Source organism: Desulfofundulus thermobenzoicus, from assembly GCF_009428905.1.
Lineage (GTDB): Bacteria > Bacillota > Desulfotomaculia > Desulfotomaculales > Desulfovirgulaceae > Desulfofundulus_A > Desulfofundulus_A thermobenzoicus.
In genome coordinates this window covers 44,038-66,141 of the sequence record NZ_WHYR01000015.1, presented here as the reverse complement: position 1 = coordinate 66,141, position 22,104 = coordinate 44,038, and the positions used below count along the sequence as shown (strand labels likewise).

At 54.9% G+C, this 22,104-nt stretch carries 21 protein-coding genes; 4 read left to right on the top strand and 17 right to left on the bottom strand.

Annotated features, from left to right (window positions below; genetic code table 11):
• Window positions 1-18: 18 nt before the first annotated feature.
• From pdxA to GFC01_RS07335, 3 genes are all read right to left on the bottom strand, one after another.
• Window positions 19-1,050 carry a 4-hydroxythreonine-4-phosphate dehydrogenase PdxA gene (pdxA, locus tag GFC01_RS07345; protein ID WP_152945985.1) on the bottom strand — a complete coding sequence of 344 codons (1,032 nt, stop codon included), beginning with the start codon at window positions 1,048-1,050 and terminating at the stop codon, window positions 19-21.
• A complete protein-coding gene (locus tag GFC01_RS07340) occupies window positions 1,047-2,324 on the bottom strand; it encodes a four-carbon acid sugar kinase family protein (protein ID WP_152945984.1) in 1,278 nt (425 codons plus the stop codon). Before GFC01_RS07340 ends, pdxA begins: the two co-directional genes overlap by 4 nt.
• A gap of 276 nt (window positions 2,325-2,600) precedes the next feature.
• The gene (locus GFC01_RS07335) at window positions 2,601-4,496 is read right to left on the bottom strand and encodes a sigma 54-interacting transcriptional regulator (protein WP_152945983.1); all 1,896 of its coding nucleotides are present in this window, start codon (window positions 4,494-4,496) and stop codon (window positions 2,601-2,603) included.
• A gap of 890 nt (window positions 4,497-5,386) precedes the next feature.
• On the opposite strand from GFC01_RS07335, the gene GFC01_RS07330 reads away from it, so the two are divergent.
• Window positions 5,387-5,821, top strand: coding sequence for a hypothetical protein (locus tag GFC01_RS07330; RefSeq protein WP_152945982.1), 435 nt, complete (start codon window positions 5,387-5,389; stop codon window positions 5,819-5,821).
• 190 nt (window positions 5,822-6,011) lie between these two features.
• On the opposite strand, the gene recA is transcribed toward GFC01_RS07330, so the two are convergent.
• A complete protein-coding gene (gene recA, locus GFC01_RS07325; protein WP_152945981.1) occupies window positions 6,012-7,100 on the bottom strand; it encodes a recombinase RecA in 1,089 nt (362 codons plus the stop codon).
• A 418-nt stretch (window positions 7,101-7,518) separates the two neighbouring features.
• Here recA and GFC01_RS07320 point away from each other — a divergent pair, with 418 nt between their 5' ends.
• Both GFC01_RS07320 and GFC01_RS07315 read left to right on the top strand, forming a co-directional pair.
• Window positions 7,519-7,752, top strand: coding sequence for a DUF1657 domain-containing protein (locus tag GFC01_RS07320; RefSeq protein WP_152945980.1), 234 nt, complete (start codon window positions 7,519-7,521; stop codon window positions 7,750-7,752).
• A gap of 89 nt (window positions 7,753-7,841) precedes the next feature.
• Window positions 7,842-8,291, top strand: a complete 450-nt coding sequence (locus GFC01_RS07315; RefSeq protein WP_152945979.1) for a PPC domain-containing DNA-binding protein — start codon at window positions 7,842-7,844, stop codon at window positions 8,289-8,291.
• 36 nt (window positions 8,292-8,327) lie between these two features.
• Here GFC01_RS07315 and selB read toward each other — a convergent pair whose 3' ends face one another.
• From selB to GFC01_RS07250, 13 genes are all read right to left on the bottom strand, one after another.
• A complete protein-coding gene (gene selB, locus GFC01_RS07310; RefSeq protein WP_152945978.1) occupies window positions 8,328-10,256 on the bottom strand; it encodes a selenocysteine-specific translation elongation factor in 1,929 nt (642 codons plus the stop codon).
• Entirely contained in the window at window positions 10,256-11,692 is a 1,437-nt protein-coding gene (gene selA, locus GFC01_RS07305; protein WP_152945977.1) for an L-seryl-tRNA(Sec) selenium transferase, read from the bottom strand. The genes selB and selA overlap by 1 nt, the downstream gene beginning before the upstream one ends.
• A 106-nt stretch (window positions 11,693-11,798) precedes the next feature.
• Entirely contained in the window at window positions 11,799-12,866 is a 1,068-nt protein-coding gene (gene mqnC, locus GFC01_RS07300; RefSeq protein ID WP_341473817.1) for a cyclic dehypoxanthinyl futalosine synthase, read from the bottom strand.
• Window positions 12,866-13,708, bottom strand: a complete 843-nt coding sequence (locus GFC01_RS07295; RefSeq protein ID WP_341473816.1) for a menaquinone biosynthetic enzyme MqnA/MqnD family protein — start codon at window positions 13,706-13,708, stop codon at window positions 12,866-12,868. The genes mqnC and GFC01_RS07295 overlap by 1 nt, the downstream gene beginning before the upstream one ends.
• A gap of 2 nt (window positions 13,709-13,710) precedes the next feature.
• Window positions 13,711-14,811 carry an aminofutalosine synthase MqnE gene (mqnE, locus tag GFC01_RS07290; protein WP_152945975.1) on the bottom strand — a complete coding sequence of 367 codons (1,101 nt, stop codon included), beginning with the start codon at window positions 14,809-14,811 and terminating at the stop codon, window positions 13,711-13,713.
• Between the two features lie 40 nt (window positions 14,812-14,851).
• Complete coding sequence (locus tag GFC01_RS07285; protein ID WP_152945974.1) at window positions 14,852-15,730, bottom strand: UbiA-like polyprenyltransferase; 879 nt, start codon at window positions 15,728-15,730, stop codon at window positions 14,852-14,854.
• Window positions 15,708-17,156 carry a menaquinone biosynthesis decarboxylase gene (locus GFC01_RS07280; protein WP_152945973.1) on the bottom strand — a complete coding sequence of 483 codons (1,449 nt, stop codon included), beginning with the start codon at window positions 17,154-17,156 and terminating at the stop codon, window positions 15,708-15,710. The genes GFC01_RS07285 and GFC01_RS07280 overlap by 23 nt, the downstream gene beginning before the upstream one ends.
• A 14-nt stretch (window positions 17,157-17,170) precedes the next feature.
• Window positions 17,171-17,896 (bottom strand): demethylmenaquinone methyltransferase, encoded by a 726-nt coding sequence (locus tag GFC01_RS07275; RefSeq protein WP_341473815.1) that lies wholly within the window; start codon window positions 17,894-17,896, stop codon window positions 17,171-17,173.
• 57 nt (window positions 17,897-17,953) lie between these two features.
• Window positions 17,954-18,718, bottom strand: a complete 765-nt coding sequence (locus tag GFC01_RS07270) for a polyprenyl synthetase family protein (protein WP_152945972.1) — start codon at window positions 18,716-18,718, stop codon at window positions 17,954-17,956.
• Window positions 18,719-18,882: 164 nt separating this feature from the next.
• Window positions 18,883-19,263, bottom strand: a complete 381-nt coding sequence (gene speD, locus GFC01_RS07265) for an adenosylmethionine decarboxylase (protein ID WP_152945971.1) — start codon at window positions 19,261-19,263, stop codon at window positions 18,883-18,885.
• A 330-nt stretch (window positions 19,264-19,593) separates the two neighbouring features.
• Window positions 19,594-19,731 carry a hypothetical protein gene (locus tag GFC01_RS07260; RefSeq protein ID WP_152945970.1) on the bottom strand — a complete coding sequence of 46 codons (138 nt, stop codon included), beginning with the start codon at window positions 19,729-19,731 and terminating at the stop codon, window positions 19,594-19,596.
• 31 nt (window positions 19,732-19,762) lie between these two features.
• A complete protein-coding gene (locus tag GFC01_RS07255; protein WP_152945969.1) occupies window positions 19,763-19,951 on the bottom strand; it encodes a ferredoxin in 189 nt (62 codons plus the stop codon).
• Window positions 19,952-20,013: 62 nt separating this feature from the next.
• The gene (locus GFC01_RS07250; protein WP_194174858.1) at window positions 20,014-21,156 is read right to left on the bottom strand and encodes a LysM peptidoglycan-binding domain-containing protein; all 1,143 of its coding nucleotides are present in this window, start codon (window positions 21,154-21,156) and stop codon (window positions 20,014-20,016) included.
• Between the two features lie 222 nt (window positions 21,157-21,378).
• Here GFC01_RS07250 and GFC01_RS07245 point away from each other — a divergent pair, with 222 nt between their 5' ends.
• Complete coding sequence (locus tag GFC01_RS07245; protein WP_152945967.1) at window positions 21,379-21,867, top strand: flavin reductase family protein; 489 nt, start codon at window positions 21,379-21,381, stop codon at window positions 21,865-21,867.
• Window positions 21,868-22,104 lie beyond the last annotated feature (237 nt).

The window sequence follows — 22,104 nt, the reverse complement described above, 5'->3', positions numbered from 1 at the left end:
CTATATTTTAAAATTGATTTATTCCTGTCCTCTGGATCTGGCCATTTGTACGGCCATATTTATGGCGTCAACCAGACTCTCTTCATTCGCCCGGCCTTCGCCGGCCTTACCAAAGGCAGTTCCATGATCTACCGATGTGCGAATTATGGGCAAGCCTAAAGTACAGTTGACACCGCTGACCGAAGTAAACTTGTTGGTGGCGGCATCCAGCTTAAAACCAGTGAGTTTTACCGGTATGTGCCCCTGATCGTGGTACATTACCACAACCACATCATATTGACCGGCCAGGGCCTTGACAAATACCGTATCAGGGGGAACGGGACCTTCCACATTAATACCCTCTTCCTTTGCCTTCCTTATAGCGGGAGTAATGCCCTTGGCCTCTTCGTCACCAAAAAGTCCATCCTCGGAGCAATGAGGATTTAAGCCGGCCACGGCAATCCGGGGATCAGCAATCCCCAGCATCTTCATGGCATTGTAAGCCAGTTTTATTACCGTATAAACCCTGTCTTTCGTGATTAGATCACAGGCCTCCCGCATGGAGACATGGGTAGTTACGTGGACAACCCGCATTACTTTACTAGCCAGCATCATGGCATAATCCTTCGTTCCGGTCAAACGGGCAAAAATCTCCGTATGACCGGCATAATGGTATCCGGCCAGATTTAACGCCGCCTTATTGATTGGTCCGGTAACCACCGCTTGTATTGCTCCTTGAAGGGCCAGATGAATGGCTTTTTCTATATAACTAAAGGCAGCCTTACCGGCCAGGGCACTTACCTGTTTGTATTGCCAGCTCCCCGGAGCAAGCATCTTAAGGTTGATAAGATCTAAAGTGCCGTGTTCCCCCTTTGCCTGCCCGACATTTTCAATCTCATGAATTGTTAAGTGTAATCCCGTAAACTCATTGGCTTCTTTAATTGCTTCCAGATCACCTATGATAACGGGAAGGCTTCTCTCGTAAATTTCTTTTCTGGCCAGGGCTTTTACCGCAATCTCCGGTCCGATTCCAGCCGGGTCACCCATAGTTATGCCGATTACCGGTTTCATTGAACCCACCCCTCCTGCTTTTTAGTTAGATGATTGGTTACGGTAACTAGGGAATCCCTTTCTCCAAACCCACCGGCTTTGGTTACAACCGGCAAACCATGAAATTGACCCCCCACAAGCCTTCCCCGGGGTATACCGGGCGCAATTTCATTTTCCAAAATAATGCCGCTAGCCCCCAGGGCATTGAATACATGTACGGCAGTATCTCCCCCGGCCACAACCATTGCATTGACTAGCCTTTCATGAGTCAGTTGCTCGGCAATAACTCCCAAACTTCGGGCAATTTTACTGGCATTACTGGTCATCATTTCGGTTTGATAAGACTCATTCCTATTTTTTAACAGGGTATCGACGGCAAGCACTGTTATTTTTCCCTGGCTTAAATATTCCCTTATCTTTGCTGTCACCCTTGCTATCTCTTCTCCAGCACTACCCTTAATGATTTGTTTTGTAGACATTTCCACCAGTTGAACGGAATGCACATTTTGTATTTCTCTAATCTGCTCGGCGGTCACCGGGTTGCATGTCCCGGCGATAAAAAGCAATGCACCTTTATGGCTATCCTCTTTAAGTTTTTCGCCCACCATTCCCCAGGCTGAAGGAAGCCAAGCAGCCAGGCCGGCCGAACCGGCCACCACTGAATTATGAGCCAGATCCTTGATGGCCAGGGCAATGATCATCAAGTCCTCATCCGTTACGGCATCCATGAGGAAAATCTGTCTGCCGGCCAATTTTAATTCATTAATTTTTTCCCGGAGCTGATGTACACCATTTCGTATATCTGTCAGATGGATTAACGCCAGTGATCTTTTCATATTTCTTTCAAGCAACCCCGGAACATACCCCAGAGGAAAAAGTTGCTCATCTTTTTTATCTCCTGTTTGCCTTTTGATGTAAAGGTAACCGTTTTCCACTATTCTACCGTTGGCTGGATAAGATGGGGCGATAAAAGCCAGGTTTTGATTCATTTCATCCATAATTGCCTCTATTTCCCCGGCCGGATTACCCCGCAGGGTGGAATCAATTTTTTTGTAGAAGTATTGAAAGCCCATTGTACGTAATAGTTTTACAATTTCCCTTACACGATTGTACGCGCTTTGCTCGTCCATTTTACGAGTTTCCGCATTGATGGAGAGGATTGCGGCCCGGCTTTGCATATCTTTTAGCGCGGTATAATCAAAGACCACGACGGTGGATAAACCGTGCTTACTGAATTGCACCCCCGTATCGGTGGAACCTGTTAGATCGTCGGCAATAATGCAGATCCTGTTCATGGCACTCACCTTAAGCTTAATGTGTTTTTCCCAATTGCAAATGGCGTATCAGTATAAAGGACTCCACCTCCTCCAAACGCTTTATCGTATAGCCTCCACTACTTTAGTGCAAATGGCGTACCAGTATAAAAGGCTCTACCCTGGCAGCAATAATCCCTTTTTTCGTAATTATAATAAAAGTTAACCATTTCAAAATGAAATACCCCTGCCCTTTTAAATATTTAAGGGCAGGGGGTCCAGAAGCATATATCTGGTTTTCAAATTGCAATTCATATTTCAATGTGAAATCATTTTTAGTTTTCTCCAGAGGGTGGTGGTGCTAATGCCCAGTTTTTTGGCCGCCTCCTCCCGGTTTCTGGAACGTTTGACAGCTTCTAAAATAAGCTGCTCTTCAATTTCCGCCAGCGTACCCGTTAGCTTCACCGGTCCTGATAATGAAATAAAAGCTGAACCCGGGGATCCATTATCAATCAGTTTATCAATATCCGCAGCTTCGACGGTACCCCCGTTTTTTAATACCACCACCCGTTCCAGCAGGTTTTTCAACTCGCGGATATTGCCGGGCCAGGTGTATTGTTTTAACATCTTAATGGCTTCATGGGAAAACTCCGGCGGTTTGAGCTGGAGCTTCCCGGCCAGATCCCGGCATAAAACCCGCACCAGCACCGGAATATCTTCCAAACGCTCCCTGAGGGGAGGTATATTCAAAATCAGCGTACTTAACCTGTAGTATAAATCCCGTCTGAATTTGTCCTGCCGAATTAATTCCTGAAGATCCCTGTGTGTGGCGGCAATAATTCTCACATCCACAGGTATTACTTTGTCCCCGCCCACGCGCATTATTTCCTTTTCCTGCAAAACCCGCAACAGCCGGGCCTGGATGTTCGGGGAAAGTTCACCAATTTCATCTAGGAAAATGGTGCCCCCATGGGCCAGCTCGAACAGGCCCTTCTTGCCCCCTTTTTTAGCCCCGGTAAAAGCCCCCTCTTCATAACCAAAGAGTTCGCTTTCCAGAATGCTTTCCGTGAGGGCGGCGCAATTTACAGCCACAAAGGGCCCTTTCTTCCGCTGGCTGGCGTTGTGTATACCCTGGGCGAAGAGCTCTTTCCCGGTTCCCGTCTCACCGTGAATTAAAATAGTGGAGTCCACCCGGGCAAATTTTTGCGCCTTATTAATAACCTCCTGAACCAGAGGACTTGTGGTTACAATATCGGCCAGGGAATAGTGGGCTACCAGGCCTTTGGCATATTGTTCCTTCCTCGCCTTTTCTTCCACGGCCTGGATATGCTTGATATCCTGAATGGTGGCCACGGCACCCATGGTTTGATTGCTTATGATCACCGGAACAACGTTATGAACTAGTAGATTACCATTGATCCTGCTCAAATCACCAAAACGGATCCGGCCAAATTCTAGCACCTCTTTGAAGGGAATTTCGGGCAGAACATATGCAGCTTGCTTGCCGATGACCTGATCCCTGTCCAATTGAAGCAACTTTTCCGCTTCGGGATTCATTAAGTTAATATAACCCTGCTGATCCACTGCCACTATACCTTCAAAGGCAAATTCCAAAATTGTTTTCAACTGTTCGGCCCTGGCCCGCTCCTGCTGGCGCACGGCCCCGATTTCATGGGCTTCTCTGATGGCCTGTGAAATGGCTTCTTTACCAGATGTAATCAGTACCGATTCCAGACCATATTCACGGGCCATCCTAGTGGCCACCACGTCTCCCACTAGTACATCCACCCTTTGGTCCCGGGCTTCCTTTATTGCCTCCTGCGCTTCGGATGAACTGCCGATCACCAGCTCGTGGATTTCCACATCCAGGATTTCAGCCAGACTCTTGCTACCATAAATTACATTTTTAAACCCTACTACGCCTATTTTTCTGCCTTTCCTTCTAGCCTGGTTTATGGCCCGGATAATGTCAAAGCCGCTAATGGCAATCTCTACTACGGGAACGTTCACCGAGGCCCTGATGGCTGTTGCTGTACCCCCCCGACTAATTAACACCTCCATACCCTGTTCTATAAATTGCTTGGCCACGGATACCCCTTCCACTAGGTCCCCTGTGGCAATAGCAATATTTTCACCCAGTTCCACGCATACCTCCGAGGCGAGGCGGGATAGTTCATCATAGGGAGCAATCAAGGCGATCTTCAACCCTCTCATTTTTTCCATCCCTTTGGTATAAATAAATCAATTTGCATTTTCAGCTCCGGCGATACTGATGACCTACTACCGACATCAAACGACGCAGTGCATGTATAGGTTTCCCATCTCCGCTACACGCCATTCTTCGCTGCCGAAATCGCTCCTTCAAGATACTCGCCAAGATAAATAGCATATTTTGCCTGGACACATATTCCTGGACCGATGACCGATTTCTAATTCAACGGCCCTTCTTTTTTCTTTTGCTAACGTGCCACAGAAAGTCTATGTTAAGTACTTCTTTTTACCGTCGGCACCACGTTCAGGATAGACCTTTATCCCATGGGTATTGGGCTAGCTGCTTTTTACAAAACGTGTTACCTGCAAAATTCGTAATTCTTAAAAATCAAGGCTTACGCAAGAAGTTGGATCAAGTTTACCCAACACCTCTTTTTAACTCGGATCACACAAATTAGCATAAAAAGAAGGGATATCCTTCCTCGTGTCGAATTTTATCATAGCTCCAAACAAAAGCACACGAGGGAAATCCCCCACATGTACTTTCTACAAGAAATCCTTTTTCCCTTCGAAGTATTTGTACAAAATCCCGACCATGACGACCATATCTTTTTAGCCCTCTCCTCTAACGATGTTGAGCCGATCCAGAAAAAGTTCCATATTACAGGGAAATCGGTCGGCCAGGATTTGAACGCACAGCCTTGTATAGAGCATTTGTTCTGCAAAGGCTGATGCAACTGCCAAGCATTGAGGCCCTGTCAAATGCCTTAAATATTCACCTCCATCCACCGGTTTAACCCGTAAGGGAAATCTCTCCCTAAAGAGGCTATACCCGTTGCTGGACAATGTTTAGTTCCGCTATTAAACTGGTATTCAGGAATAACATGGTAGTCATGATGGTCATTGTCACTCGTAGTCATGGCTGGGGAGCGGCATATCCCCAGCCAATAAGACCCTCTAAAAATCCGATGTGGGGTGATTGCATGGGACGCCCCAGGTTTCACCGCCAAAATCTCCTGGTCCAAACGAATTCTGTCGGACAAAAATGCCTTTTTCACTGGCTGGTCAGGGAAAGCATGGATCGGTTTGGTTTGTCTTTCGAGGAAGCCAGGTCCGTTGCTGTCAAAGGTCTTGGTTTTCTGAACCAGGAAACGGGCCGGATGATTAACCAGATTGTTTTCCCCCTCATTTCTGCCGAATATGCCCATCAGCGGGAAAAGTATTCTCTTCTACCCAAACGGCCGGTTGTGCTCACCCCCTTATATTCAGGTCCACTTTTTCCTTCTACAAAATTTTTTAAAATTCCTTTTATGGGGGAATATTGTTAAATATGTAATTTCAGCTAAGAAACTAGAAGAGGGTAACGTTACGTTGATATCTTACCTGTGATCCGTTGAATATGGGTGGACCTACCACTGAAGACGCAGGGCTTCCCAGCGGTAGGTATACGTGCCTGGTGAGTTATCGGTACAAGCAACCTTTTCGTTACAATTCCGGATGGCCTTTAGGGGAGCTTGGTCACTCCGGGTCCCTTGCCAGGTACACCACTTTACTTTCAGCCGCGTTCTCCTCCCCCGCATTATCAGCCGTTGCCGCCCCCGCTCCGATTTTCTCAACAACCTTCTGACTCAGCTCGGCCACCATTTCCGGGTGCGCTTTCAAGAACTTGCGTACGTTTTCCCTGCCCTGGCCCAGGTGATCGCCGTTATAGGAAATCCACGCGGCTGACTTCTGGACTATTTTGTACTCCAGAGCCATGTCCAGCACGTCCAGCTCTTTCGAGATGCCTTCCCCGTAGAATAAGTCCACAGCGGTTTCTCTGAACGGAGGCGCGACTTTGTTTTTGACGATTTTGATGGCCGTGCGGCTCCCGATCACTTCGTTCCCGTCCTTGATGGCCTCTTTCTTCCTCACGTCGAGCCGCATGGATGAGTAGAATTTCAGCGCCCTTCCACCGGGAGTGACCTCGGGCGTGGGGCCGAACTTGTTGTCCCCTACCTTTTCCCTAAGCTGATTTATGAAAATTACGACAGTTTTGTTCCTGGAGGCTATCGCCGTCAGTTTGCGCATGGCCTGAGACATCAGCCGTGCCTGGAGTCCCACGTGGGCGTCACCCATTTCCCCATCGATCTCACTTTTCGGCACCAGAGCAGCCACCGAGTCTATGACTACCACGTCCACGGCGGCGCTCACCACCAGCATGTTGCATATTTCCAAGGCCTGTTCTCCATAGTCCGGCTGGGAAACCAGCAAGCTTTCGATATCCACTCCCAGGTTTTTGGCATAGACGGGATCCAGGGCGTGCTCCGCGTCGATGAACGCCGCGATGCCGCCCGTCTTTTGGGCTTCGGCGATCACATGCAGCGCCACCGTAGTTTTGCCGGACGATTCAGGACCAAAAAGCTCAATGATCCGCCCCCGGGGCAACCCGCCCACTCCGGTCGCCAGGTCCAGGGACAATATCCCGGTTGGTATTACTTGAACGTTCATCTTCGGGTTCTCGCCCAGGCGCATGATGGCTCCGTCCCCGAACTTGGATTTGATCTCGTTCAGCGTTTTTTCAAGTACCTCTTCCCGCGTAGCCGGCTTAGACGCAGTTTTCGACATGGAAACCGCCTCCATGGGTTTTTCCATATTGTACTACAAACAGGCGTTCCATGACAAGATATTCCCGGCGGTAGGTTATAAAAAAAGCAAAGGGCAACCTGTTAAGCCCAGCTGCTCTCACGCAAGCTTCTGAGCTTAATAAGTTGTCCTTTTGATTTTGAACATCGAGACACTTATGTAAGCGCTTACATGAACTTCTTGGACAGGATGGACGAGCCTTGATTTTACTGGACTTCTTAGACTTAGAAATTGGCCCGGAATAAAATGGTAAATACCGCCCGGCCCTTGATTTTCCTGGGTTTTTTGTGAAACGTGATATTATTTAACATAATCAACCGGCCATATTTTTTGACCGTTTGTTTCATAATAAAGATGCAGGTTGCTCTGAAAAAAGTTATGACCAGAAGGAGGTTTTTTCATGACCATTGGCGAAAAGATGCACCAGACCCTGGCCTCTCTGGAAAGCGCTGCTGCCGACTTGAAGACCTTTGCCCTGGATGCCCAGGATCAAACGGCTAAACAAATGTTCTCCAGTTTTGCCAACCAACTGGAAGGAATAACCCAGGGCCTGCGGGGGCGGGTAAACTATATTGAACAGCAGGAGCCCCAGTACAAGGTAATGCAGCCGCAACAGCAACAGCAACGCAAGTAGCTGGTAGCAAAAGGTTTCACTGGAGGACACGGGGTTTCCCGGTCCTCTTTGTATTTACAAAAGAATTTTCCAAAGAGGGTGATCTGAGCATGCTTACCAGACCGGTGAGTCGCGGGCGGGTGATCATGGGCCGTTTGCCGAAGGGTGCCGATTTGCTGGAATCCCTGACCCGTCTCTGTGTGAACGAAAATATCCAGCTGGGGGACATCAGGGCCATCGGTGCCGTGCAGCGTGCCCGGGTGGGCTTTTATGACCAGCAAAAACGCACCTACTCCTATCTGGAATTTGACCGCCCCCACGAGATCATCAGCCTGGCGGGTAACGTTTCCCTCAAAGGCGGCCAGCCCTTTGTGCACGCCCACATCGGGCTGATGGCTGAAGACGGGCGGATGGCCGGCGGCCACCTGGCCGAAGGGACGGTGGTATTTGCCTGTGAGTATGTGATTACAGAGCTGCTGCATGAGAAGGACTCCGGCTTTGAACGGGTATTTGATGAAGACACGGGCCTTTTCCTATGGCCGGGAGAGAAACGGGGATGATGAACCCCTCTCCGGTGGGAGGGGGAAGACCGGCCTTTATGGCCGGTCTTTTTGTTCCAATCCCCTGGCCAGCACCCTTTTATCCCCCACCCGCCGGGTTACCCTTTCCCGGTCAAAATACTCCAGCAGGGGCAGAGCGTACTTGCGGGAAGTCTGCCACAGATCCCGGGCTTCCCCCACACTGATCCCTTCCCTCTCCTGGAGGAAATCCACCAGTGATTTACGGAGATCCTGCAGGGGCACGGGGTGGAATAAAATCTCATCGGAAACCCTTATCAGCGCCCCCTGTCGTAGCAGGTACTGCAGGATCTCCCCTGCCTGTGGGCCAGTTAGCCCCACCTGCCGGCAGGCCTCACTCCAGGACGGAGGCTGGTAACCGCTTTCCCGGTACAGCTGCAGCAGCCCGTTCACCTGTCTTTCCTGTGCCGGACCGGGCCGGGGGGAGAAGTCCGGCAGGGAAACGTCCTGGGCGTGTACCCTGACCAGGCCGTCTTTTTCCATGGCCGCCAGGATAAATTGCAACTGTTTGCTGTTCAGCTGGGGAAATTTGCGGGAACGTAGCTCTTCTTTGGGAAAGCCCTCACGCAAGGGGAATTCCCGGTGGTAATCCTGCAGCAACTGGCGGACGGCTTCCCCCCATTCCCCGTATACCCGGCGGGAAACAAAATAGGATTGTTTTTCCGCGGGAATCTCCCGCATTTTGCCCCCGGCGGACAGGGAGGAAAGGGCTTTTCCCGCCTCATCTTCGCTTAAGCCGGCGGCCCGGGCCAGTTCGGCGGCGGTAAACAGGGCGGGACGGCTGTCCAGTTGCTGGAAGAGCAGTTCTTCGGGTGTGCCCTTTTCCCGGGTCAAAAGGCTTCTAATCACTTCCTCCCGCATCCGCCGGTGCTTCCGCGCCACCGGGTCGATGACACTGCCCCCGCCGATGGTATGCATGGGGGAATAGGAACGGATGACAAACCGGTCGCCCCGGGCAGCCACCGCCGGTTCTTCCAGTTCCAGCTGCGCCAGGGTTTTTTCTCCGGGAGAGAGCTCATCCCGGTCTAAAAGAACTACCCGGGCCAGAATTTCCGCTGTGCCCAGGTGCAGGCGCACCCGTGCCCGGTGTTTTAATGGTCTGGTCTCCGGAATTAAAAGGAGGCGCACATCCAGGCGGTGGGACGGGAGCAGGCTCCCCGGGGCGGCCAGCACACTGCCCCGGGGCACATCCTCCACCTCCACCCCGGTCAGGTTTACGGCCACCCTCTGGCCGGCCCGGGCCTCCTCCACCCTGGCGCCGTGTACCTGCAGGGAACGGATTCTGGTGCTGATACCAGCGGGCATTATGTCCAGAAGATCCCCGGTTTTCATCACCCCGCTCCAGAGGGTGCCGGTGGCCACGGTGCCAAAGCCGGTGACGGAGAATACCCGGTCCACCGGCAGCCTTACCTGTCCGGTGGCCGGTTTGGGACGCACTTCCGCGGCCACCCGGTCGATGGTCCGTACCAGTTCATCCAGACCCTGACCGGTTATGGTGGATACTTCCACCACCGGGGCCCCTTCCAGGGTGGTGCCTTTTAGGAACCCGGCCACTTCCTCCCTGACCAGGGCCAGCCACTCCTCATCCACCAGGTCGATCTTGGTCAATACCACCACGCCCCGCTCTACCTGCAGCAGGTTGATGATGTCCATATGCTCCTTTGTCTGGGGCATTACCCCTTCATCGGCGGCAATAACCAGGAGGACCAGGTCGATGCCCCCCACCCCGGCCAGCATATTCTTGATAAACCGTTCATGGCCGGGTACGTCCACAATGCCCGCCCGCCGGCCGCCGGGCAGGGTCAGGGGGGCAAAGCCCAGTTCAATGGAAATGCCCCGTTCCTTTTCTTCTTTTAAGCGGTCCGTGTCTACACCGGTGAGGGCCTTGACCAGCATGGTTTTGCCGTGATCCACATGGCCGGCGGTTCCGATGATCAGGTTGTCCATTACTCCGCCCCCTTTCTTTCTGGATCCAGTGCTGCCGCCACCACCCGGGCCAGCATCCCCCTTTCCCCGGGTAAAACGGTGCGCACGTCCAGTACCAGCCGGTCTTCCTGCACCCGGCCCATGACGGCCGGCTCACTGGAACGGAGCCTGGCGGCCAGTTCTTCGCTGTTCATCTGGCAGGGCCATACGGTAACGGCCAGGGAAGGCAAATCCGCCGTGGGCATGGCTCCACCGCCCACCCGGGAAACGGTTCTTTCCACGGCAATTTGTGCCAGGGATCCGGCCATCTTTTGTAATTCTTCCGCCAGCGCCCGCGCTTCTTCCTCCAGTTTCTCCAAGGGGGTCGTGAGCATGTATAAAGTAGGGATCTCCACCATGGCCTTTTCCGGCTCCAGATAGGCCCGCAGGGTGGCTTCCAGGGCGGCCACCGTCATTTTATCTATGCGGATGGCCCGGGTCAGGGGGTTTTTCTTCATTTTTTCAATGTACTGGCGGCGGCCTACAATGATGCCGGCCTGGGGACCGCCCAGGAGCTTGTCCCCGGAAAAGGTGACCACATCGGGACCGGCAGCCACCACTTCCTGCACCGTTGGTTCCGGCGGCAGGCCGCAGCCGGACAGGTCCACCAGGAAACCGCTGCCCAGGTCGCTCATTACCGGTAAATTATACTCTTTACCCAGGGCTACCAGTTCGGCAATGGTAATTTCCCGGGTAAAACCAATGATCCGGTAGTTGCTGGCATGGACATGCAAAAGAAGGGCCGTTTCCTGATTGATCACCCGGCGAAAGTCGTCGGGATAAGTCTTGTTGGTGGCTCCCACCTCCACCAGTTTGGCCCCGCTCTGGGCCATGACTTCGGGAATGCGGAAAGATCCGCCGATTTCCACCAGCTGGCCCCGGGAGACAATCACTTCCCGCTCCCGGGCCAGGGTACTCAAGGCCAGCAGGACGGCGGCGGCATTGTTGTTCACCACTATGGCCGCCTCGGCCCCGGTAAGCCGGGCGAGCAGTCCTTCCAGGGGGGCGTAGCGGGAACCCCGTTTGCCGCTGTCCAGGTTCAGCTCCAGGTTGGAGTATCCGGCGGCCACCATCTGGACCGCCTCCCGGGCAGACGGGCTCAAAACGGCCCGCCCCAGGTTGGTATGCAGGACCACCCCGGTGGCGTTGATCACCCGGCGCAAATTACGCCTGGCCCGGTGGTGGACCAGGCGGCCTATGTCTGCGGCCAGCCGGGGCAATATTTCTTCCCGCCGTATCTCGCCGGATATTTCGTTATTTAAAATGGCCCGCCGCCAGCGGTCCAGCCCTTCCCGGACGGCTTCCACCACCAGTGGCCGGGGATATTCCTCCAGCAGCTCTGCCGTCCGGGGGGCACGTAAAATCTCGTCCACCGACGGCAGCTGGCGCAGCAAGTTCGTTTTATCCTGAGCCACCATTTTTGCCTCCGACAGGTAATATCTTCACCATTATAGGGCAGGCACCGGGAAAAATGCAAGGTTGCGGGACTATTTCCGCACTCCGGGAGGATGTTATTCCGCCCGGCTAATACTCCCGGATTATCCGGTAGAGCGTATCCCGCTGGGCCGGGGTGAAGCCGGCCTCCCGGATACAGCGCATTATTTCCGCCAGGGGTACCCGGTAGGTTACCCCGGCCGCCCGCACCACATTCTCCTCCAGCATGGTGCTGCCGAAATCATTGGCGCCGAAAAAGAGGGCCACCTGGGCCAGTTTGGCTCCCTGGGTCACCCAGGAGGCCTGCAGGTTGGGCACGTTATCCAGCATCAGGCGGGAGACGGCCAGGGTGCGCAGGTAATCCACCCCGGTGGCCGCCTCCCCTCCCAGGGCGGTGTTTTTGGGCTGGAAGCTCCAGGGGATAAAGGCCGTGAAACCCCCGGTGCGGTCCTGCAGTTCCCGCACCCGTACCATGTGCAGCACCCTTTCCTCCGGCGTTTCCACATGGCCGAACATCATGGTGGCTGTGGTCCGCATGCCCAGCCGGTGGGCCGTGGACATGACCTCCATCCACTCTTCCCAGGAGATCTTGCGGGGGCTGATGATCCGGCGCACCCGGTTGACCAGTATCTCCGCCCCGCCGCCGGGCAGGGAATCCAGCCCGGCTTCTTTTAAAGAGGCCAGCACCTCTTTGACGGACAGGTGCGCCTTCCGGGCCATATGCACAATTTCCGGCGGGGAAAAGGAATGGATGTGAATATTATATCGTTCCTTAATGGAGCGGAGCATGTCCAGGTAGTAATCCAGTCCCAGTTCCGGGTGCAGCCCCCCCTGGATGAGCAGTTCCGTACCCCCCGCCCCTATGGTTTCCTCGATCTTCTGGAAAAGGGTTTCCCGGTCCAGCACGTAGGCGTCACCATCACCCGGCCGGCGGTAAAAGGCACAGAAGCGGCAGCCGCATGCACAGATATTGGTATAGTTGATGTTCCGGTCAATAATAAAAGTAACCCGGTTCTCCGGGTGCAGGCGGCGGCGGACCAGGTCGGAAGCCCTGCCCAGGTCCAGGAGATCGGCTTCCTTCAGGAGCGCCGTTCCTTCCTGCAGGGACAGCCTTTCCCCCGCCGCGGCCTTTTCCAGTATTGCTTTTATTTTGCCCACTATTTCTCACCCCAGATATCAAGCCTGACCCGCTCCTCGATGATGCCGCTTTTATAGGCGTAATCATAAAAGGTGAGCAATCCCCGGCGGTAGCTCTCATCGAAGTCATGGCGAATGATGGTAAAGTAATCTTCCAGCACGGGCAGGGGCAGGCCGGTGCGCCGGCGGGCCTTTTGAATCAAAGCCGGTAGATCGGCCATGCCCACCTGCCGGGCCTGGAAGAGCAGTTCGGCCAGGGCGGTGGTTTCTTCCGGGTGAGCTTCGGCAAAGTCACGCCGGATGAGCCACAGGGCGTAGACCATCTTCTCCCCGGTGAAATCCTTCCAGGCCTGGCCCAGATCGGTGACCAGCAGGGGCAGGCCCTGCTGGATAACCTGCTGGTGGGCCTGCATGGCATCGTCGCCAATCAGCAGGGCGCCGTCCCCCATGGCCATCATGGTGGTCAGGTCCGGCGGGGCCGGGCAGAACTCCACCTCCACGTGGTAGTAGTGCTCAAAGAGTACCCGCAGCAGTACCACCGAGGTGGCCGAGGAAGTGGTCACCAGGACCTTTCTCCCCTCCAGTTCCGTCACCGGCAGGTGGCTGAATAAGAGTATACTGGCCACCCGCCCGTCGGCCGCAATGGACAGCCGGGGCAGGATAATGCACCGGTCGGGGTGGCGGGCGTATTCAATGGATGAGGCGGGGGTTATATGCAGATTCCCTTCCAGAAACAGGCGGTTCAAGCTGGTGGGCGGCCCCTTGACCAGTTCCCCGTCAAAGGGAATGAGCCCCTCCTCCAGGGCGTGGTAAACCGGCAGGCAGTTCAGGTACTCCACCTGTCCCAGGCGTATGGCGGCCACTTTTAACCCTCCCAGAGCACATTGTACAGGGTATCCCGCTCCACCGGCCGGCGGCCCGCCGCCCGGATCATGTTCACCAGCTCTTCCCTGGCCAAATGCTGCCCCGTCTGGGCGCCGGCGTCGTGGGCGATTTTTTCCTCCACCACCGTGCCGTCCAGGTCGTCCACGCCGAAGGACAGGGAAACCTGGGCCAGCTTGGGACCGATCATGATCCAGAAAGCCTTGATATGGTCAAAGTTGTCCAGCAACAGGCGGGCCACGGCCAGCACCTTCAGGTCGTCATATCCGGTGGTACCGGCCAGCCCCAGGGGCTCCAGGGCGGTGTTTTGCGGGTGGAAGGCCAGGGGGATGAAGGCCAGGAATCCGCCGGTGCGGTCCTGCAGTGCCCGCAGCCGGAGCAGGTGATCCACCCGTTCTTCCATGGTTTCGATATGGCCGTAAAGCATGGTGGCGTTGGTACGCATACCCAGGCGGTGGGCCGTCTCGTGTACCTGCAGCCACCGTTCGCCGCTGATTTTGCGCGGGCAGATCTTCTCCCTTACCCGCGGGGAAAAGATTTCCGCCCCCCCGCCGGGCAGGGAATCCAGTCCGGCCTCCATCAGGGCTTTTAAAGTTTCTTCCAGGGAAAGTCCGCTGGTGCGGGCCAGGTGATCCACTTCCACGGCCGTAAAGGCCTGGATAACCACACCGGGTAAGGCCCGGCGCACCCGCCGCAGCATTTCCAGGTAATAGTCCATTTCCAGGTCCTGGTGCAGGCCGCCTACAATATGAATTTCGGAGATCCCCCGGCCCCGGCTTTCATAAGCCCGCTTTTCTATTTCGTCCAGGGAGAGCACATAGGCTCCCGGACTGTCCTTGTCCCGGCCGAAGGCACACAGGGGGCAGCGGTTAAGGCAGATGTTGGTATGGTTGATGTGCCGGTTCACAATAAAATATACCCGGTCTTTATTTTTGCGCCGGCGCACCAGATCGGCCAGCCGCCCGATGGTCAACAGATCCCCCGATGCAAACAGGCGCACGCCGTCTGTGAAATCCAGGCGCTCCCCTGCTTCCACTTTTTCTGCAATATCCTCCAATTCACCGCTGGCAAAAAATCCTGACATTTTTCCTTCTCCCCTTTGTTGTTGTATTTGACCGGCCCGGTTAAAACAGGCGTATGGGAAAGAGTACATCCAGCAGGGTGAATACGAACATGATCACACTCAGGGTGCCGTTCAGGTTAAAAAAGGCCACGCCGGCCCGGGAGAGGTCCCGGGGTGAAACCAGGGCATGCTGCTTGCATAGAAGGATTACGGCGACAAGCACTCCCAGCAGGTAAAACAGGCCCAGCTGCAGGATAAAGGCAACGCTAAAGAAAAACGCCGGGGCGATGATATGAAACAGGGAAGAGATGGCCAGCGCCCGTTCCAGCCCGAAGCGGGCCGGAATGGAATGGATATTATAACGGCGGTCGAAATCATAGTCGTCGCAGGCGTAAATGATGTCAAAGCCGGCCACCCAGAACAGAACCCCTGAGGCAATGAGGACCGGGGCCAGGTCAAAGCGGTTGGCGATGGCTATCCAGGCCCCCAGGGGAGCCAGGCTTAAAGCCAGCCCCAGGAAGAGATGGCAGGTCCAGGTAAACCGCTTGGTATAGGAATAAAAGGACAGCACGGCCACCGCCACCGGAAAGAGCTTGAAGGCCAGCGGGCTCAACTGGCAGGCGGACACTAGCAAGAGGGTAAAGGATAAAAGCACATAAAGCCATACCTCCGTAACCGAAAGCAGCCCCCGGGGCAGGGCCCGGCCCGCGGTACGGGGGTTGAGGGCGTCAATATGCCGGTCAATCAACCGGTTGAGGGACATGGCTGCCGTCCGTGCCCCCACCATGGCCAGGGTAATCCAGATCAGGTTGTGGGCGGAGGGAATTTGCTTTTGTACCAGCAGGGCACCCACATAGGCAAAGGGCAGGGCAAACAGGGTGTGCTCGAATTTGATCATTTCCAGGAAAACCCTGGTTTTATAAACAACCCTTAAGGCCATATTCCTCCCACTTTCTATCCACCAGTTCTTTGATCTCCGGGCTCATTTCAATATCTGCCGGCCATTCCCGGGGGTGCCCTTCCGCCGGGCCCTTTTTGGTGGCGTCAATGCCCATCTTGCTGCCGTAATGGGGCAGCGGCGAGGAATGGTCCAGGGCGTCCAGGGGGCCGTCCACAATCATGGTATCCCGCCGGGGGTCCACATTGTTGAATACCCGCCACATGACTTCCGACAGGTTTTGTACATCCACACCCTCATCCACCACAATGATCAGCTTGGCCAGGGCCATTAAACCCATGCCCCAGAGGGCGCACATCACCTTTCTGGCCTGGCCGGGATAACGCTTGCGGATGGACACTATGACGCAGTTGTGGAAGACGCCCTCGAAGGGCATGTTCATATCCACAATTTCCGGCAACTGCAGCCGGATCAGGGGTAAAAAGATGCGCTCGGTGGCCTTGCCCAGCCAGGCGTCCTCCATGGGCGGCCTGCCCACAATGGTGGCCGAATAAACGGGATCTTTGCGCCGGGTGATACAGGTCAGGTGAAAAACGGGATAATAGTCGGACAGGGAATAATACCCGGTGTGGTCACCAAAGGGACCTTCCAGGCGAACCTCACCGGCGTTGACGTATCCTTCCAGGATAATTTCCGCATGGGCCGGCACCTCCAGGTCCACCGTTTCACAGCGCACCAGCTCCACCGGCTCCTTGCGCAGGAAACCGGCAAAAAGCATTTCGTCTATACCCGGCGGCAGGGGAGCGGTGGCCGCATAAATAACGGCCGGGTCGGCCCCGATGGCCACGGCCACAGGCAGGGAGTCCCGGTGGTTGCGCCAGTGCTCCGCGCCGTCCTTGTGGATGTGCCAGTGCATTCCCGTAGTCCGGTGGTCGTAAACCTGCATGCGGTACATGCCCACATTGCGCCGCCCGCTGCGGGGATCCCTGGTGAAAACCAGGGGCAGGGTGATAAAAGGCCCCCCGTCCTCCGGCCAGCATTTCAACACGGGCAGCTCTTCCAGGGAGGGGTTGTCCCTGATGATCACTTCCTTGCAGGGGCCGGACTTCACTGTTTTGGGAATAAAGGAGGATAGCCGGGCCAGTTTGGGTATGGCCTTGAGCTTGTCCAGAAAGGTGAGGGGCAGTTCTTCCGGCTGCAGGATACGGATTAATTCTTCCCCAATCCGATCCAGGTCCTCCACTTCCAGGGCCAGGCACATCCGCTCCCGGGAGCCGAAAAGGTTGGTTACCACCGGCATCCGGTAGCCGGTGACATTTTCAAAGAAAAGGGCCGGCCCCCCCGCTTTGCATACCCGGTCGGTGATTTCGGTAATCTCCAGATGCACATCCACCGGGGTGGATATTCTTTTCAGCCATCCCCGTTTTTCCAGTGCGGCCAGAAAAGAGCGTAGATCCCGGTAGGCCAATCCAACAACCCCCATTAAACCACGGTACCCACGTGTACGGTCACAATTCCGCCAGTCAGTTCGTAATACCGGGCGCCGGCCAGGCCCACGGCGGCAAACAAGTCCCGGATCTCCCGCTGGTGGGGAAAATCCTTTAAAGAGTTGGGCAGGTAGCTGTAGGGTCCGTCGAAGCCAATGCCCAGCCGGCCCAGCAAAGGCACCAGGTGGTCGAAATACAGGTAATAAAGCTGTTTAAACAGCGGGGCGCCGGGTTTGGACAGCTCCAGGGAAACCACCCGGCCGCCGGGCCGGACCACCCGGGCCATTTCCTGAATGGTCCGGCGGATGTCGGGCACATTGCGCAGGGCAAAACCAATGGTGGCGCAGTCGAAGGTATTATCGGCAAAGGGTAAATTGACGGCGTTGCCCTCCACCAGCTGGATCCGGTCCCCATAAGGGGTCCTGCCTATATTCTCCCTGGCCCGTTCCAGCATATTCCGGCAGAAATCCACGCCCACCACCCTGCCCTCCGGGCCGGCGGCCCGGGCCAGTTCTATAGCCAGCATTCCCGTGCCGCAGCACACATCCAGGCCGTACCCGCCGGCTTTTAACCCCGTCTGGCCGACGGCAAAGCGCCGCCAGTATTTATCCCGGTTGAAGCTCAAGACTGTATTTAATAAATCATAACGGTGGGCAATAGATGAAAAGATGGCATGCACATATTCTTCTTTGTTTTTATAAGCCGGGGGAATTTTAACCACTGTCGGCTTAACTCCTTTTATGAACCCGGTAAAACAGGTTAATGCTCCCGGTTCGTATTATACGACCTGCAGCTCCAGGGCGGCTTCCGGGTGACGCAGGTGTTGCGTAAGCAGCTTCAAGGCCTCCCTGGCTTCCCCCGGGGGCAGCTGGGTCAGGGTGGCGGACGCTTTATCCAGGTGAGCGTTGATATCCCTTCTCAAATCCGGGTATTCCTGCAGGCCAAGGGCCATGCCCAGATTTACCCCGTAGCGGGTCAGTTTTTGCTGCTCCTGCTCCGGAGCGCCGGCCAGGCGGGCCGCCAGGCCGCAGCCGGTGCCCATAAGGGCCGCCGTTTCTTTATAAACTATTTTATGCACCAGATCCGGGTTATTCTGGTGGCGGTTTTGCAGCCGCAGGATTCCCCCTTCATTCATTTCACAAATGACCCGGGAGAGGGATTCCAGGTAGCAAACTAGGCCGTAATCACACAGGGAGGTGAAAAACCGGCCGTAAAGATAATCCCCCACCAGTACGGGGAACTGGTAGCCGTCCCTGGGATCTCCCGTGGCCGGGCCGTCGGCTTCGCTGACATTTTGATGCACCCGGGAGGCCAGATAGATAAACTGGATCACTGCCGCCAGGGCAATTACCGGGGTGTTTAACGGACCAAAGAGACGGGCCGATAGGAGCACCATGGCCGGGCGGATCAGTTCGTGAAAATGGTCGGGTACCACACGGGCAAAAGAGCTCAAGTGACCGGCTTTTATTTGAAAAGATTTGAATAAGATGTTATGTGTTTGCTGTAATTCCAGTTGTATGCATGAAAGTACCCGGTTTAACATTTTAAACCTCCCAGATTAAGCTTAACTTATTATTAGTTCGTTGCAGCAAAAAAATTTCCTCCCGGGGGCAAAAAAATGCCTGAAAATGCAGTGAGCCCTGCAATCTTTACCAGATCGCAAGGCTCACTAACCTTTTGTTAACCGGGTACTAATAAAAATCCCTCCTAAAGATTGACAGCTACCTGCTCGTCAGCCGTGGGCAGGATCCCCCGTTTGGTTTCCCTGGCCGTCATGTGCCTGGCACAAAAATGGCTGGTCAGGTAGTTGCATGCATCCCATGGATCAACCTTCTCACCACAGGTAAAAACGTCCACCGCCGCATAACCCAGTTCCGGCCAGGTGTGGATGGCCAGGTGGGACTCGGAGATAACCACTACGCCGCTGACCCCCTGTGGGCTGAATTTATGGAAGACGCATTCCCTTACTTCGGCGCCTGCTTCCAGTGCTGCGTTGACCATGATTTCTTCGACCTTTTCGATGTCGTTGAGAATGTCAAATTCGCAACCATAAATTTCAGCCAAGACATGGCGGCCCAGATGTTTCATTTCAGTTATCTTCCCCCTTTTTGAATTAAAAAGTATTGGAATCAAACAAGCCTGACAACCTCGACATTTGTCAGGATTGGCCAATTCCAATCAAATTCAATTGTAGCATAAGTTTTCCGGATGTCAAATAAAATTTTTTATATTTGGTTTTAGGACATTTCCCGGTATTCCGGGAACAGGCAGTATGCCCCCGGGCCCTTGTCATCCGGATATTCCGCCGTGTAATTACAATATATACCATTAGCATATTCCAACAGCTTTCCCCCGGTTCAGTGTGCCATCGCCCGGCAGCGGCTGTTCACTTTCCCCGGGAGAGAGAAAAAGGCACGGTTACTGACCGTGCCTTTCGGGACCCCCCGGGGGGTCTGGTTTTCTGGCCTGCCTGGCCATCCGCTGGAAAAATTCGGCCACTTCCAGCCTGCCGGCGGGATTGGCGTTGATGCTGATCTTTTCCTTTTTGGGGCCCACCCGTATTCCTCCCTGAATTGAAACTGAGCGGTTATTGTTCCGAAATGGCATTGGTGGGACAGCTTTCCACAGCCTCCCGGGCCTGATCCTCCAGTTCCGACGGCACCTCGCCTACAAGGGATTGGGCCTTTTCATCATCGTTCCATCCAAACACCTCCGGGCAGGTATCCACGCAGGTACCACAGCTGATGCAGAGATCCTGATCCACTTCTACGCGCATAGACGTCGCCTCCATTGTTGGATTACAAGAGCACTAATATTCTTTGCCCCGGGACAGAAAAATTATGCCTGGGGAATAATTAGTATCTCCCCGGGATAGATGCGGTCCGGCTGAACCAATCCATTGATTCCGGCGATTGCAGCCACCGTGGTATGATAACGCTGGGCCAGTGCCCACAGGGTATCTCCCGGTTGTACCAGGTAGGGAAATCCGGAAGAAGCCAGGGGCATCCAGAACACCTGCACCCGGCCGTCCCGGGTGCCCACGGCCAGGCGCCCGCCGGGGGTCAGGGTCAGGTCGTTGACGGCGCCTGTTGATAAAACCCGGTCCGGTGAAGGGGAAATAACCGGCGCGCGGTAGAAAAAAACCTGTCCTTCGGGGGTTCCCGCACCCATTACCTCCTGCCCGGCCCAGGTCCCGGCGGTCAGGGCGGTGATGGTTCCGCCGAGCCTTTCAGTGGTCAAAACAGTGGATATGGTTTCATTCACAGTTAAAATTCTTACCCGGCCGTCATCCCCGCCCCAGGCCAGATCCTGCCCGGGGGCTCCTGTAAATCTGCCCGCCGTCATGGCCGTCATCCCGGCGGGCAGGCCGGTGAGCTCCGGTCCGGCTTCGAAGCCCCTTTCCGTATAATAAAAGGTCCCTATCCCCCACCGGCCTTCTTCCTGATAGGCCACTGCAATCAGGGGTAATGCACCGGCCCTTTCCACCACGGCAACCTTATGAGGTGTCCCGGGTACCAGCCGGATGGTGAGCAACTGCATGGTCATCCCTGCCGACGGTTCCGCCGGCTGCTCGTAGACGTAAAAGGCGCCGGTTCCCGCGGCGGCCGCCACAATATCCGCCCGGCCATCCCCGTTTACATCCCCCAGGGCCAGGTGAACAAAACGAGCTTCTGCTTCGGGGGCGGTGCTCCAAAAGGGAACAATGGTACCGTTCTGTGCGGACCAGGTCAGTATCCGGTCCGGGGTGCCGGCGACCACCTGATCCGGGGTGCGGTTACCCAATCCCACCGCCAGGCTTAAAACCGCAGCAGGGGATTCTATGACCGCCTGCTGCCGGTAGATATTGTTTTCCGGTGCAAATACGCCAATCCGCCGGCCGCTGGCGGCCGCCACATCGCCCTCACCGGTGAATATCCTGCCGCTTCCCACCAGCACCGGCTCCTGGTTTACCCTGGTTTCCCACTGTGGATCCTTCACCATCTCCGCCCCTCCCCGGTGATATTTCATACTTTCAGCCATAGATTATGCGCCGGTTGCCGGCCGGGTGTAATCTTTGAACCTGGATTTGTGCAACCGGTTTCAGAAATAATAAAGTTAACGGGGAAGTCAGATACCAGTTGTTGACTTATTATCAAAGCGTACTGGTATTCAGGAAGGAATTGCATCATTTTTTGCGAATACTATTCTGGGAGGTGAGGTAACATGGACAGTGAATCCCTGACTGCTGCCGTACGCAGTCTGGTCTGGCCGGTATGTCTGGTGGGGGCAAAGGAAAATGATAAGCATAATGTCATGACTGTAGCCTGGATATCCCAGGTTTCCCATGATCCCCTGCTGGTGATGGTTTCCATTGCTCCGGGACGGTTTACCCATGACATGATTGCCCGGACGGGCGAGTTTATGGTCAGCATCTTGAACGCCGAACAACAGGAGGTGTCCACCTTCTGCGGTTCCCGTTCGGGCCGGGACGTGGATAAGATCGCCCATCTCAATCTAAAAACGGAGCCAGCAAAAATAATCAAGGTTCCCCGCCTGGCCGGCTGTGTGGCCAACCTGGAATGCCGGGTGGTGTCCCGGCATACTGCTGGCGACCATACCCTCTTCATCGGTGAAGTGGTGGCGGCCGACGTGGCGGCGGGAGAAATCCAGCCCCTGATCATGTACCGGGGAAAACCCGTGAGATTTCGTTGATCGGATTTTGCGCTGAATGGGACTTGCCGTAAGATGGCCTTCGTGATACAATGCCAGTTGCCAGAGGGGAGTAGTCATATTTGGTAGAGTCAACATACTGGCCTTGTGCCTGGCTCTACCGGCCTTAAACGGGCTTGGCGGGACCTTTGCACCCATAAGGGGTGTAAAGGTCTCTTTTTATGTCTCCCCTGAACATTCTTATACCGCACATTGCCGCGTCTGGAAAAGGCACAGGAT

Coding starts and splice junctions, on each gene's coding strand:
- pdxA (WP_152945985.1), bottom strand. CDS start 1,050: ATGAAACCGGTAATCGGCATAACTATGGGTGACCCGGCTGGAATCGGA.
- GFC01_RS07340 (WP_152945984.1), bottom strand. CDS start 2,324: ATGAACAGGATCTGCATTATTGCCGACGATCTAACAGGTTCCACCGAT.
- GFC01_RS07335 (WP_152945983.1), bottom strand. CDS start 4,496: ATGAGAGGGTTGAAGATCGCCTTGATTGCTCCCTATGATGAACTATCC.
- GFC01_RS07330 (WP_152945982.1), top strand. CDS start 5,387: ATGATGGTCATTGTCACTCGTAGTCATGGCTGGGGAGCGGCATATCCC.
- recA (WP_152945981.1), bottom strand. CDS start 7,100: ATGTCGAAAACTGCGTCTAAGCCGGCTACGCGGGAAGAGGTACTTGAA.
- GFC01_RS07320 (WP_152945980.1), top strand. CDS start 7,519: ATGACCATTGGCGAAAAGATGCACCAGACCCTGGCCTCTCTGGAAAGC.
- GFC01_RS07315 (WP_152945979.1), top strand. CDS start 7,842: ATGCTTACCAGACCGGTGAGTCGCGGGCGGGTGATCATGGGCCGTTTG.
- selB (WP_152945978.1), bottom strand. CDS start 10,256: ATGGACAACCTGATCATCGGAACCGCCGGCCATGTGGATCACGGCAAA.
- selA (WP_152945977.1), bottom strand. CDS start 11,692: ATGGTGGCTCAGGATAAAACGAACTTGCTGCGCCAGCTGCCGTCGGTG.
- mqnE (WP_152945975.1), bottom strand. CDS start 14,811: ATGTCAGGATTTTTTGCCAGCGGTGAATTGGAGGATATTGCAGAAAAA.
- GFC01_RS07285 (WP_152945974.1), bottom strand. CDS start 15,730: ATGGCCTTAAGGGTTGTTTATAAAACCAGGGTTTTCCTGGAAATGATC.
- GFC01_RS07270 (WP_152945972.1), bottom strand. CDS start 18,718: ATGTTAAACCGGGTACTTTCATGCATACAACTGGAATTACAGCAAACA.
- speD (WP_152945971.1), bottom strand. CDS start 19,263: ATGAAACATCTGGGCCGCCATGTCTTGGCTGAAATTTATGGTTGCGAA.
- GFC01_RS07255 (WP_152945969.1), bottom strand. CDS start 19,951: ATGCGCGTAGAAGTGGATCAGGATCTCTGCATCAGCTGTGGTACCTGC.
- GFC01_RS07250 (WP_194174858.1), bottom strand. CDS start 21,156: ATGGTGAAGGATCCACAGTGGGAAACCAGGGTAAACCAGGAGCCGGTG.
- GFC01_RS07245 (WP_152945967.1), top strand. CDS start 21,379: ATGGACAGTGAATCCCTGACTGCTGCCGTACGCAGTCTGGTCTGGCCG.